The sequence below is a fragment of the Streptomyces sp. NPDC005955 genome (genome assembly GCF_042871255.1).
GTDB lineage: Bacteria > Actinomycetota > Actinomycetes > Streptomycetales > Streptomycetaceae > Streptomyces.
Window position 1 is genome coordinate 91,042 of sequence record NZ_JBIAIF010000018.1, and the last position, 12,885, is coordinate 103,926.

Consider the following 12,885-nt stretch of genomic DNA (forward strand, 5'->3'; position numbering starts at 1 on the left):
GGAGGGGTGCGTCCCGGTCAGGCTGCGCTGTCCTGTGCGGGTGCACCCCCGTGTTGCGCCGTTCCCCGCGCCCCTGATCGGGGCACTCCAGGCCGGCGGAGCCCCGCAGGACGAGCGCCGCGGGACAAGTGCCGCGGGGCGAGCCCCATAGGGGCGCGGGGAACTGCGCGAGCAACCAACGACGCACCCGCAGCCAAGCAAGCACCGCAGGAAGCACAACGCACCTGTGCGGAACAACGCAGCCCCGCAGGGACGCACCGAAGGGGCGCGGGGAACGGCGCGGGCAAGCGCAGCGGACCCGCGCCGGACGACGCCACCCCACAGCGGGAAGCGTTTACGCGCTGACCGCGGCCCGCCGCGTCGTCGCGATCGTCGCCGACCCGACGACCCGCGTGCCGTCGTAGAGCACGATCGCCTGCCCGGGAGCAACCCCCCGCACCGGATCGACGAACCGGACCCGCAGCTCCCCGCCGTCGAACTCCGCGGTGACCTCCGACTCCCCGCCGTGGGCGCGCAGCTGAGCCGTGTACGAGGCGGCACCGGTGGGAGCGGTGCCGCACCAGCGGGGCCGCACCGCGGTCAGCGCGGTGACGTCCAGCGCCGCGGCCGGACCGACCGTGACGGTGTTGCTGACCGGGGAGATGTCGAGCACGTAGCGGGGCTTGCCGTCCGCCGCGGGGTGCCCGATGCGCAGGCCCTTGCGCTGGCCGATCGTGTAGCCGTAGGCACCGTCGTGGGTGCCGATCTTCGTACCGGACTCGTCGAGGATGTCACCCTCGGCCTTGCCGAGACGGGCGGCCAGGAAGCCCTGGGTGTCGCCGTCGGCGATGAAGCAGATGTCGTGGCTGTCGGGCTTCTTCGCCACCGCGAGGTCCCGCCGCTCGGCCTCCGCGCGGATCTCCTCCTTGGTGGTGACCGTGTCGCCGAGCGGGAACAGCGCGTGGGCGAGCTGCCGCTCGTCCAGCACCCCGAGGACGTACGACTGGTCCTTGGCCATGTCGGAGGCGCGGTGCAGTTCCCGGCTGCCGTCGGCCAGGGTGACCACGCGGGCGTAGTGGCCGGTGCACACCGCGTCGAAGCCGAGCGCGAGCGCCTTGTCCAGCAGCGCCGCGAACTTGATCTTCTCGTTGCAGCGCAGGCACGGGTTCGGGGTGCGGCCCGCCTCGTACTCCGCGACGAAGTCCTCCACCACGTCCTCGCGGAAGCGGTCGGCGAGGTCCCACACGTAGAACGGGATGCCGATGACGTCGGCCGCGCGCCGTGCGTCGCGGGAGTCCTCGATGGTGCAGCAGCCCCGCGCGCCCGTGCGGAACGATTGCGGGTTCGCGGACAGCGCGAGGTGCACGCCGGTCACGTCGTGCCCGGCTTCCACGGCACGGGCGGCGGCTACGGCGGAGTCCACGCCGCCGGACATGGCGGCCAGGACACGGAGGGGACGCTGCGGGGTCTCAGTCATAACCACTCCAGGGTAAAGGGCCCGGGGAACCGAATCCCGCGAGTATCCGTTGTGATTCGCATGGCGGAGCAGAAGAAGCGGCGGCAGACCGGTGACCAGGGGCCGCGGGTCGGGCGGCGCGCGCTGCTCATCGGGGGCGGGGTGGCCGTGGTCGGCGCGGGGATCGGGCTGCGGGACGAGGTGTCCGAGCTGTGGTACCGCGCCCCGGGGGTGACGAAGCCCCGGGTCGACGGGGCGGTGGACTTCACCGGCGCCCGGTGGGTGGCCGCGTCCCCGGCGAACCTGCGGCGGGCCGACCGCCCCGACGACTACCGGGTCGACCGGGTGGTCATCCATGTCACGCAGGGCGGCTTCGACAGTGCGGTACGGGTGTTCCAGGACCCGGGGCACGGGGCGGCGACGCACTACATCGTCCGCAAGGACGGGCACGTCACCCAGATGATCCGGGAGCTGGACGTCGCGTACCACGCGGGGAACCGGGACTACAACCAGCGCAGCGTCGGCATCGAGCACGAGGGGTGGGTGGACCGGGCCTCGTCGTTCACCGACGCGATGTACGCGGCCTCGGCGCGGCTGACCGCGCGGATCTGTCAGCGGTACGACATCGAGCCGGACCGGAAGCACGTCGTGGGGCACGTGGAGGTGCCCGGCGCCACGCACACGGACCCGGGGCCGCACTGGGACTGGAAGCGGTACATACCGCTGGTGCGGGCCGAGCTGAAGCGGCTGGAGGAACGTCCGAGCGGTGCGCCCTCGTCGGAGGCGACCCGCGCCTCGGGGTGAGCGAGGGGCGGGCGCCCGCGCGCCACGGGGGCGTACGGGTGCTCAGGTCAGGCCGGCGTCGCGGGCGCGGGTGACCGCGGCGCCGATCGCCCCGGCGACGGCGGCCACGTCCTGCCGGGTGGAGGTGTGGCCCAGCGAGAAGCGGAGGGTGCCGCGGGCCAGGTCGGGGTCGGTGCCGGTGGCGAGCAGGACGTGGCTGGGCTGGGCGACGCCCGCCGTGCAGGCGGAGCCGGTCGAGCACTCGATGCCCTGGGCGTCGAGCAGCAGCAGCAGCGAGTCGCCCTCGCAGCCGGGGAAGGAGAAGTGGGCGTTCGCGGGGAGCCGGTCGGCCGGGTCGCCGCCGAGGACGGCGTCCGGCACGGTCTGCCGCACCGCCCGCACCAGCTCGTCGCGGAGCGCGCCGATCTCGCGGGCGAACCAGGGCTGTTGTTCGGTCGCGACGCGTCCGGCGACGGAGAAGGCCACGATCGCGGGGGCGTCGAGCGTCCCGGAGCGCACGTGCCGTTCCTGTCCGCCGCCGTGGAGCACCGGCACGGGCGTCCAGGAGCGGCCGAGCAGGAGCGCCCCGATCCCGTACGGGCCGCCGATCTTGTGGCCGGAGACGGTCATCGCGGCGAGCCCCGAGGCCGCGAAGTCGACCGGGAGCTGTCCGACGGCCTGCACCGCGTCGGCGTGCATCGGCACCCCGAACTCGGCCGCCACCGCGGCGAGTTCCTGCACGGGCAGGACGGTGCCGATCTCGTTGTTGGCCCACATCACGGTCACCAGCGCCACGTCCGCCGGGTTCCTGGCTATCGCCTCGCGCAGCGCGTGGGGGTGGACCCTGCCGTAGGCGTCGACGGGCAGGTACTCGACGGTGGCGCCCTCGTGTTCGCCGAGCCAGTGCACGGCGTCCAGCACGGCGTGGTGTTCGACGGGGCTGGCGAGGACCCGGGTGCGGGCCGGGTCGGCGTCCCTGCGGGCCCAGTACAGGCCCTTGACGGCGAGGTTGTCGGCCTCGGTGCCGCCGGAGGTGAAGACGACTTCGCTGGGGCGCGCGCCGAGGGAGGCGGCGAGCGTTTCCCGGGCCTCCTCCACGGCGCGGCGGGCCCGCCGTCCGGCGGCGTGCAAGGAGGACGCGTTGCCGGTGACGGTCAGCTGGGCGGTCATCGCCTCGATCGCCTCCGGGAGCATCGGAGTGGTCGCGGCGTGGTCGAGGTAGGCCATGGTGCGTCGATTCTACGAGCCGAGGTCGGGCACATCCGCCCGGGCCGGCCCCCGTGCCCCGGCGTGCGCCCCGTGCGCCCCGCGCGCCCGGGCCGACCGGCCACCCGACCGGCCACCCGACCGACGATCCGTCCGCCCCGTCGTCCCGTCGACCGAGCGGTCAGCCGAGCGGGGCGCGGGCGAGCTGACGGGACTGGGCGACGAGGCGACCCGCGTCGTCCCAGACCTCGGCGTCCTCCTCCAGGAAGCCCCCGGCGAGGTTGCGGGTGGTGACGGAGACGCGCAGCGGCCCGGGGGCGGGACGGCAGCGGATGTGCGCGGTGAGCTCGACGGTGGGCACCCAGCCCTTCAGCCCCAGCTCGAAGGCGGTGGGCGGCAGGGCGTCCACGGCGAGCAGCAGGGACAGCGGGTCGGGGTCGCGGCCGTCCGCGAGTCCGAACCAGGAGCGCATCTCGCCCTTGCCGGAGGGCGCGCCGAGGGCCCAGCCGAGGGTGGCGGGGTCGAGCCGCAGGGTGAGTCGTTCGGTGATGGCGTTGCTGCCGGGCACGGGGCTCTCGCCGGGCATGTCCTGCGGGCCGAAGCACCGGTCGTAGGGCGGCAGGGCGGGCGGCTGCGCGGTGGTGCGGACGTCGTCGGGGAGGGCGTCCAGGTCGCCGTAGGAGGCGAGGACCCGCAGCCGTTCGACCTCGTGGCCCCGGTCGTCGTACTGGAAGAGGGACGCCTGGCCGGTGGAGAGGGTGCGGCCGGTGCGGACGGGGGTGGTGCGGACGACCGCGGGGCCCGGCCGGGAGGGGGTGAGGTAGTGGGCCGAGAGGGAGAAGGGGTCCGGGTGCGGCAGGGCGTGGGCCAGTGCGCGGCCGACGAGGGCGAGGAGGTAGCCGCCGTTGATCGCGGAGATGATCGTCCACCCCGCGGAGAGTTCGGCGTCGTACACGCCGGGGTGGCCGGGGCGCTCGGTGACGGCGGTGTCCCGGTCGAACTCGCTGGTGCCGATCGTCGCCTTCGTCGGTGCTTCGGACGTCGGTGCTTCAGACATGGCGGCACCGTACAACATTCACCTACTAAGCGGTAGCTTTGCGTATCGTCCGGAACGGCGGAACGTCGCGGGCCGCTACTCCGGCGCCTCCACGGCCGTCGAGCGGCGGTTCCAGGCGCGCGGCGCCCGCCAGTGGTAGCGCAACGCCAGCAGCCGCAGCGCGAACGCGGTGACCGCGGCGATCCCGCCGGTCAGGCCGTTCAACGCGTCGTACTTGAGGCAGAGCGCCACGATGGCCGCGCCGACCATCGCGGGGACGGCGTACAGGTCGCGGTCCCAGCGGACCAGGGACGGGACCTCGTTCGCGATCATGTCCCGCAGGACTCCCCCGCCGACCGCGGTCGCCAGTCCCAGGACGGCGGAGGCGGTGAGGCCGAGCCCGTACTCGTACGCCTTGGCGGTGCCCGTGACGCAGAACAGGCCGAGGCCCATCGCGTCGAAGACGTTCACGCCCGTCTGGATGCGCTCCACCTCGGGGTGGAGGAAGAACACCAGGGCCGCCGCCAGCAGGGGGGTGAGCAGATAGCCGAGGTCGGTGAAGGCGGCCGGCGGCACCGCGCCGATGACGAGGTCCCGGAACAGACCGCCGCCGAGGGCGGTGACCTCGGCGAGCACGGCGATGCCGAAGACGTCGAAGTTCTTGCGGACGGCCAGCAGGGCGCCGGAGATGGCGAAGACGAAGATCCCGACGAGGTCCAGCGCGTGCTGGACGGAGGGACTGAACAGATCGTGGAACACCGGGTCATTTTCCCCCGGTCCGGACAGCACGACGTCCACGGCGTTCCGACGTCCACCGAGCGGCTGCCCCGCACCCCCGCCGAACCGCCCGCGCCCGCACCCCCGTGCGCCACCGCGGCCGGAGGCGTCCGGGGTGGACGCCTCCGGACGGGCCGGGGCTCAGCCCTCGTCGGGGTCGGCCGCTGCCGTGGGGGTCTGGACCCGGGAGGGGTCGGCGGCGGCGGGCGGCGGCGGGGCGTCCTTGCCGACCGCCACCACCGCCACCGCATCGGCCGCGGCGGCGAGCCGGACGGTGTCCCGCGGGGCCTGGTCGGGCGCGTTCTCGGGGTGGTGACAGGCCACGGACTGGTTCGGCTTCAGCTCCACGAACGCCGGTTCCTCGACCGCGCACACCTCCGTCGCCTTCCAGCACCGGGTGTGGAAGCGGCACCCGCTGGGCGGGGAGATCGGCGAGGGGACGTCGCCCTTGAGCAGGATGCGTTCGCTCTTGGCCGTGCGCCGCCGCGGGTCCGGGATCGGCACCGCCGACATCAGCGCCTTGGTGTACGGGTGCAGCGGCGCCGAGTAGAGCGACGTGCGGTCCGCCAGTTCGACGATCTTGCCCAGGTACATCACGGCGATCCGGTCCGACACGTGCCGCACCACGGACAGGTCGTGGGCGATGATCACATAGGTGAGGCCCAGCTCGGTCTGGAGGTCGTCCAGCAGGTTGACCACCTGCGCCTGGATCGACACGTCGAGCGCCGAGACCGGTTCGTCCGCGACGACCAGCTTCGGTTTCAGCGCCAGCGCGCGGGCGATGCCGATGCGCTGGCGCTGACCGCCGGAGAACTCGTGCGGATAGCGGTTGTAGTGCTCGGGGTTGAGTCCGACCACCTCCAGCAGCCGCTGGACCTCCTTCTTGACGCCGCCCTCGGGGGTCACCCCCTGGAGCCGGAACGGGGCGCCGACGATGGTGCCGATGGTGTGCCGCGGATTCAGCGAGGAGTACGGGTCCTGGAAGATCATCTGGACGTCGCGCCGCAACGGCCGCATCCCGGCGACCCCGAGGTGCGTGATGTCCCGCCCCTGGAACTCGACCGTGCCGGCGCTGGGTTCGAGCAGTCGGGTGATCAGCCGGCCCATCGTGGACTTGCCGCAGCCCGACTCGCCGACGACGCCCAGGGTCTCCCCCGCGCGCACCTCGAAGTCGATGCCGTCGACCGCTTTGACGGCCCCCACCTGACGCTGGAGCAGCCCCTTGCGGATGGGGAAGTGCTTGCGCAGACCGCTGACCTTCAGCAGGACCTCGCCGGCGCTCGCGTCCCCGGTCGGGGCGGCGGCGCCGGACCGGGGGCCGGGGACCGGTGCGGAGCCCTTGTCGTCGCTCGTCACGATGTTGTCCTCGCTCACAGCTTGGGCGCAATCTCTTCGGTCCAGATACGCTCCCGCTGCTCCTGCGGCAGGTGGCAGGCGGCCCAGTGCGCACGGCCGACCTCGGAGAGTTCGGGACGGACCGTGCGGGTGACGTTGTCCCCCGGCAGGTCCGCGTAGGGACAGCGGGGGTTGAAGGCGCAGCCGTCCGGGATGTTGATCAGCGACGGCGGGGAGCCCTTGACCGGGATGAGGCGCTCGGTCTCCTCGCGGTCCAGACGGGGCATCGAGCCGAGCAGTCCCCAGGTGTAGGGGTGGCGCGGCTCGTAGAACACCTGCTCGGCGGGGCCCCGCTCCACGCACCGGCCGCCGTACATCACCAGCAGGTCGTCGGCGAGTTCGGCGACGACGCCCAGGTCGTGGGTGATGACGATGACCGCGGAGCCGAACTCCTTCTGGAGGTCCCGGATCAGGTCGAGGATCTGCGCCTGCACGGTGACGTCGAGGGCGGTCGTCGGCTCGTCCGCGATCAGGAGTTCCGGGTTGTTGACCAGCGCCATGGCGATCATGGCGCGCTGGCGCATGCCGCCGGAGAACTCGTGCGGGTAGCCGTCCACCCGCTTGTCGGGCTGGGGGATGCCCACCCGGTCGAGCATCTCGACCGCCCGTTTGCGGGCGGTCTTCTTGTTGACGTCGTGGTGGACGCGGTACGCCTCCACGATCTGTTGGCCGATCGTGTAGTAGGGGTGCAGTGCGGACAGCGGGTCCTGGAAGATCATCGCCATCTCGCGGCCGCGCAGCCTGCGCACGGTGTCCGGGTCGGCGGACAGCAGCTCTTGTCCGTCGAGCCAGATCTCCCCGGAGAGCCGGGCCTTGCGCTTGCCGTACTGTCCGGCCGTGTGCAGGCCCATGATGCCGAGCGAGGTCACGGACTTGCCGGAGCCGGACTCGCCGACGATCCCGAGGGTCTTGCCCTTCTCCAGGGTGAAGCTGAGCCCGTCGACGGACTTGACCAGGCCGTCGTCGGTGGGGAAGTGCACCTTCAGGTCGCGCACGTCGAGGAACGCGGTGGGGGCCGGGGCCCCGGCGACGGGTTCGCCGAGGGCCGCCCCGGTGGTGCGGGGTCCGGTCATGCGAGCCTCACTCGGGGGTCGATCACGGCGTACAGGACGTCCACGGCGAGGTTGGCGATGATCACCGCGAGCGAGGTGACCAGGGTGACGCCGAGGATGATCGGCAGGTCGCGTTCGCTGATCGCCGAGAGCACGGCCTGGCCGAGTCCGGGCAGGTTGAAGGCGGTCTCCGTGAGGATCGCGCCGCCGATCAGGGCCCCGAGGTCCATCCCGAGCATGGTGAGGATCGGGGTCATCGTGGAGCGCATGGCGTGCTTGCCGATGACGACCGGTTCGGTGAGGCCCTTGGCCCGGGCGGTGCGGATGTAGTCCTCGCCGAGCACTTCGAGCATGGTCGCCCGGGTGATGCGGGCGTACATCGCGGCGTACAGGAAGGACAGCGTCACCCAGGGCAGCAGCAGGCCCTGGAACCAGCCGCCGAACCCGTCCCCGAACTCCTGGTACTGGCCGTCGACGAGACCGAGGCCGTAGTCGAAGACGGCGAGCGAGAGCAGCGCGGTGAAGTAGATCGGCAGGGAGACGCCGGAGAGGGCGACGACCATCGCGGAGCGGTCCCAGAGGGTGCCGCGCTTGAGGGCGGACAGCACGCCGGCCGCGACGCCGAACAGCAGCCACAGGACGGCCGCGCCGAGGGCCAGCGAGAGGGTCACCGGGAGGCGGTCGGTGAGGACCGGCCAGATGGCCTGCTCGCTGCGGAAGGAGTAGCCGAAGCACGGGGCGGAGCAGTTGGTGACCTCGCCACCCGCCGCGTAGGTGCGCCCGACGAACAGTCCCTTGAAGAACTCCAGGACCTGCGCGTAGATCGGGTCGCCGAGCTGGAGCTTCTGCCGGACGGCCTCCACGGCCGCCGCGTCGGACTGCTTGCCCACGTACATCGTGGCCGGGTCGACGCCCGCCCACTTGGGGATGAGGAAGAAGATGCAGAAGACCACCACGATGATGACCACCAGCATCACTGCGGCGGCCATCAGCCGCCTGATGAGGTATGTGAGCACAGCTCTTCGGCCCGGCGGGGGGCCGCGGGCCACCGGACGTCGCGTCCGGTGGCCCGCGGCACCACCGCTGGGGCCTTCACCTGCCTTTCGTGCCGTACGGCGGGTGCGCCGGGGTGGTCGTTACTTCAGGCCCAGGCTGATGAAGTCGTACTGACCGCTGTACGCGTCCGTGGTGTAGACGTTGGTCAGCTCGGAGGAGCGGAAGTTGATGAACTTCTCGAAGACGAAGGGCAGGTAGTACGCGCCCTCCATCACCTGGTGGTTGATCTCGGTCGCGATCTGCTCCTTCTTCGTGTCGTCCAGTTCGGTGACGAACTTGTCGAAGTTGGCGTCGATCGCCTTGTCCTTGATCAGGGCGAAGTTGTTGTTGCCGCTGTCCAGGATGTACTTGCTGTCCCACAGCGGCTGGCCGTAGCCCTGCACCGACGGGAAGTCGGGGCCCCAGCCCATGATGATGATCCCGTAGTTCTTGTCCTTGACGAGCTTCGGGTTGCCGATGATGCCGGAGGTCTGCGAACCGTCGTACTTGTCGATCTCGACGTTGACGCCGATCGCCTTCAGCGAGGTCTGGAGCGACTCGGCGGTGGCCACCTCGACCGGCTTGTTGTTGCGGACCGCGATGGTGGTGTCGAAGCCGTTCGGCTTGCCGCACTTCTTGAGTGCTTCCTTGGCCTTCGCCACGTCCGGCTTGCCGTCGTTCTGGGCGAGGCCGTAGGGGTCGTACTTCTGGCCCTCGGAGCCGGGGACGGACGGCGGGAGCATGTTGGTGCCGATGTCGCCACCGGCCATCGGGCCGCCGCGCGCGGTCTGGAGCGACTTGTGGTCGGCGCCGTAGATGACGGCCTTGCGGCACTCGATGTTGTCGAACGGGGCGACCGACTGCGGGAACGCCGCGTACCGGATGAATCCGGAGACCGGGTTGTCGAGGTTGCCCTTGTGGCTCTTGAGCGCCTTGATGCGGCCCTGCGGGGACAGACCGGTCTGGTTGATGTCCAGGTGGTAGTCACCGGCGAGGATGCGGTTGTCCATCTCGTTGGCGTTCGAGAAGAAGTTCACCGTGATCTTGTCCGGCAGTGCCTTGCGCACCGGGTCGGAGGACTGCTTCCACTCGGTGTTGCGGACGAGGGTGACCTCCTTCTTCGGCGTGTACGAGGCGAACTTGTACGGGCCGGAGGAGAACGGCTTGAGGCCGTACTTGGACTTGGTGTCCTTGTCCTGGCGGACCGGCGAGGCCGAGGTGAGCGCGAGCATCTCCTCGAAGTCACTGTTGGCCGTGGGGAGTTTGAAGATGATGGTCTTGTCGTCGGGCGTCTCGATCGCCTTCAGGCCGAGCTTGTCCGCGGACTTGTCCTTGTACGGGCCCGGGTACTCGCCCTTGGGGTCGAGGACGTCCTTCAGGTAGATCGGACCGCCGGCCAGCACGTCCTGCGCCCACACGCGCTCGATGCCGTACTTGACGTCCTTGGAGGTGATCGGCTTGCCGTCCTCCCAGGTGATCCCGTCCCGCAGCGTGTACTTGTACGTCTTGCCGTCGTCGCTGATCTCGGCGCGCGCGGTCGCGAGGTCCGGGGTCAGGTCGGAGCCGTTCTTGCCGGGCTCGGTCTTGCTGGTGACGAGCTGACGGCTGTAGTAGCGCATGAAGTTCCACGCGAAGCCGTAGTACGCCCGGGTGGTGTCCCACGAGTCGGCGTCCTGGGCGCCCGCGAACTTGAGCGTGCCGCCCTTCTTGGTGGCGGCGCTGGCGACCTTGTTGTTGGCCGCGTCGAAGCCCGCGGCCTTGCCGCCCTTGCCATCGTTGTCGTCGCTGCCGCCGCCGCCGCACGCCGCCGTGGCCAGCAGTGCCGCGACCACGGCCGTCGCCGCCGCGACCTGCTTGCGCCGTCCTCTGCTGTGGGTAGTCACGATGTCGGTTCCTCCGTGTGATCGTGGCCCGCCGGTGACGGGCCCTTGGGGGTACGGCAGTTCAGCGGGAACCCTTGGGGTCGAGCGCGTCGCGCACGCCGTCGCCGAAGAGGTTGAACGCGAGGACCGTGATGAAGATCGCCAGGCCCGGAATGACCATGTACATCGGGTCGGACTCGTAGTAGTTCACGGCCAGGGAGAGCATGTCGCCCCAGGAGGAGGTGGGTGGCTTGACGCCGACACCCAGGAAGCTGAGGGCCGCCTCCGTGAGGATGTTGGTGGGGATCATCATCGTCATGTACACGATAATCGGAGCCACCAGATTGGGCAGCAGCTCCTTGAAGAGGATGTAGAACCGTCCGGCCCCGAGGCTGCGGGCGGCCTCCACGTACTCGCGCTCGCGCAGCGAGAGGGTCTGCCCGCGGACCACCCGGCCCACGTAGGGCCAGCCGAAGAACCCGATCACCAGGATCATCACCAGCACCCGGACGCCGGTGCCGGTCAGTCCCAGCATCTCGTTCGGCATCACGGAGACCAGGGCGATGATGAACAGCAGTTGCGGGAAGGACAGCAGCAGGTCCATCGCCCGGCTGATCAGTGCGTCCAACCAGCCGCCGAAGTACCCGGCGAGCACCCCGAGGACGGTGCCGATCGCCACTGCGACCAGCGCGGACGCGAAGCCGACCAGCAGCGAGATCCGCGCCCCGTGCACGATCCGGGCGAAGATGTCGCGACCGTTGACGGGCTCGACCCCGAACCAGTGGTCACCGCTCATGCCGCCGAACGAACCCACCGGGGTCGACATCAGCGGGTCGATCAGGTCCTCGTGGTAGGCGTTCGGGTCCTCGCCGTAGAGCTTGGTGATCAGCGGGGCGAACACCGCGACCAGGATCAGCATCACCACCACGGCGCCCCCGAACAGGGCGAGTTTGTCGCGTTTCAGACGCTCCCAGGCGATGCGCCCGAGCGAGCGCCCCTGCACCGCCTCCCCCTGGGCCGCGACCTCCGTGGCGACCGACCCGGCCGCCTCGGCGGTCGGCTCGTGCAATGGTGCCGTCATCGTGACAGAGACCCCTCTTCTCAACCGGCGGCGACCGACCCACGGTTGCCGGTGGCGACGTGCGGCGGTACGTCGTACGTGAGGGCTGGGCACCCCGTGCGACGGGGTGCGTGACCTCTGGTGCGGGAGTCTTCATCGCGGTTGCGATCCGTAGCCAGACCTCGCCCTGAATGGATGCGCAACCGTGATCCGGGTTGAGGGGTTCCGTTATCCGAACGGTCAATAACGCAGCCCGGACGGGAGACCGTTGGGGCTGAAGAGCGCACGCGCGTAGATGTGTGCGACGGGTGACCACAGATGCCCCACGGAGACCGAAAGGGAACAAGCAGCCCACAGCGCCCGGGAGGCGCCAGACCGGGAGGGAGGGTGCGTCAGCGGGGCGGGTAGCCGTACCCGGTGGTAGGAGTGACCGGAGCGACGTGTGATTCGCGATCGTAGAACGGCCGGGCGTTCGCCCTCAGCCACATCGCGACGGGGTCGTACCCGTCGGCGAGGGCGACCGTGGACACCGCGAGCCCCTCGGGCACCGCGCCGATCGACTGCTGCATCATCGTCCGCACCGCGTCGACGGACTGCGGACCGCTGTCGTACACGTCCAGCCCGATCGCCAGGTACGGGGCGCCCAGAGCCGGCTGCACCCAGGCGCGACGCAGGGTGCGCACCACCGGGGTGCGGTGCGCGTTCTGCCCCAACACGGCGTAGAACTGGGGGATTTCGATGGTCGGCTCGGAGATCCTGAGCGGCCCGGCGGGCTGGCGGTCCAGACCGGTGGCGATCCGTCGCAGGTCGAGCCAGGGGATGCCGACGCCGCCGCCCGGGGTGTGCGGATTGAGCCAGAGGCCGTACCGGTCGGGGTAGAGCGCGCGCGCCACCTCGGCCACCGGCACCACCTCGTACGAACGGTTCCAGCCGCTCGCGGACAGTTCCTGGGCGGAGGTCACACAGGGCGCGTAGCCGAGGCCGTCCAACTCCATGTTGCCGTACTGGGCGTCGGGCGAGCCCGGTCTGCCGTGCCACAACAGCATCCAGACCCGGCCGGAGGCGGGGTCGGCGAGGGCGCGCAGCAGCGCCTCGTACGCGTCGTAGCGCCCGGGGGTCACCTGGCGCAGCATGTGCTCGATCTGCCCGGCCGCAGCCGTGCCCGACGCACTCACCCTTGACCGCCCCTTCACGACACATCGGAACAGCGCAGCGCGGTTCCGAACCCGACACGTCCGCCACGG

The 12,885-nt window shown here is 70.9% G+C and carries 11 protein-coding genes; 1 reads left to right on the forward strand and 10 read right to left on the reverse strand.

Annotated features, from left to right (window positions below; all coding sequences use genetic code 11):
* Nucleotides 1–334: 334 nt before the first annotated feature.
* On the reverse strand, nt 335–1,456 hold the full coding sequence (gene mnmA, locus ACFYOU_RS30925) for a tRNA 2-thiouridine(34) synthase MnmA (protein WP_391310303.1): 1,122 nt from the start codon (nt 1,454–1,456) through the stop codon (nt 335–337).
* A gap of 60 nt (nt 1,457–1,516) precedes the next feature.
* Here mnmA and ACFYOU_RS30930 point away from each other — a divergent pair, with 60 nt between their 5' ends.
* Entirely contained in the window at nt 1,517–2,239 is a 723-nt protein-coding gene (locus tag ACFYOU_RS30930; RefSeq protein WP_391310304.1) for an N-acetylmuramoyl-L-alanine amidase, read from the forward strand.
* A gap of 42 nt (nt 2,240–2,281) precedes the next feature.
* On the opposite strand, the gene ACFYOU_RS30935 is transcribed toward ACFYOU_RS30930, so the two are convergent.
* The 9 genes from ACFYOU_RS30935 to ACFYOU_RS30975 form a co-directional block, all read right to left on the reverse strand.
* Complete coding sequence (locus tag ACFYOU_RS30935) at nt 2,282–3,445, reverse strand: aminotransferase class V-fold PLP-dependent enzyme (protein ID WP_391310306.1); 1,164 nt, start codon at nt 3,443–3,445, stop codon at nt 2,282–2,284.
* A 160-nt stretch (nt 3,446–3,605) separates the two neighbouring features.
* Entirely contained in the window at nt 3,606–4,481 is an 876-nt protein-coding gene (locus tag ACFYOU_RS30940) for an acyl-CoA thioesterase domain-containing protein (protein ID WP_391310308.1), read from the reverse strand.
* A 75-nt stretch (nt 4,482–4,556) separates the two neighbouring features.
* Nucleotides 4,557–5,219 carry a trimeric intracellular cation channel family protein gene (locus tag ACFYOU_RS30945; RefSeq protein WP_385496227.1) on the reverse strand — a complete coding sequence of 221 codons (663 nt, stop codon included), beginning with the start codon at nt 5,217–5,219 and terminating at the stop codon, nt 4,557–4,559.
* A gap of 159 nt (nt 5,220–5,378) precedes the next feature.
* A complete protein-coding gene (locus ACFYOU_RS30950) occupies nt 5,379–6,503 on the reverse strand; it encodes a dipeptide ABC transporter ATP-binding protein (RefSeq protein WP_391310374.1) in 1,125 nt (374 codons plus the stop codon).
* Between the two features lie 104 nt (nt 6,504–6,607).
* Entirely contained in the window at nt 6,608–7,705 is a 1,098-nt protein-coding gene (locus ACFYOU_RS30955; protein WP_391310310.1) for an oligopeptide/dipeptide ABC transporter ATP-binding protein, read from the reverse strand.
* The gene (locus ACFYOU_RS30960) at nt 7,702–8,700 is read right to left on the reverse strand and encodes an ABC transporter permease (RefSeq protein ID WP_385496230.1); all 999 of its coding nucleotides are present in this window, start codon (nt 8,698–8,700) and stop codon (nt 7,702–7,704) included. The genes ACFYOU_RS30955 and ACFYOU_RS30960 overlap by 4 nt, the downstream gene beginning before the upstream one ends.
* A 120-nt stretch (nt 8,701–8,820) precedes the next feature.
* Nucleotides 8,821–10,602, reverse strand: a complete 1,782-nt coding sequence (locus ACFYOU_RS30965) for an ABC transporter substrate-binding protein (protein WP_389770096.1) — start codon at nt 10,600–10,602, stop codon at nt 8,821–8,823.
* Between the two features lie 61 nt (nt 10,603–10,663).
* On the reverse strand, nt 10,664–11,662 hold the full coding sequence (locus ACFYOU_RS30970) for an ABC transporter permease (protein ID WP_387010367.1): 999 nt from the start codon (nt 11,660–11,662) through the stop codon (nt 10,664–10,666).
* A 371-nt stretch (nt 11,663–12,033) separates the two neighbouring features.
* Nucleotides 12,034–12,816 (reverse strand): enhanced serine sensitivity protein SseB C-terminal domain-containing protein, encoded by a 783-nt coding sequence (locus ACFYOU_RS30975; protein ID WP_391310312.1) that lies wholly within the window; start codon nt 12,814–12,816, stop codon nt 12,034–12,036.
* Nucleotides 12,817–12,885 lie beyond the last annotated feature (69 nt).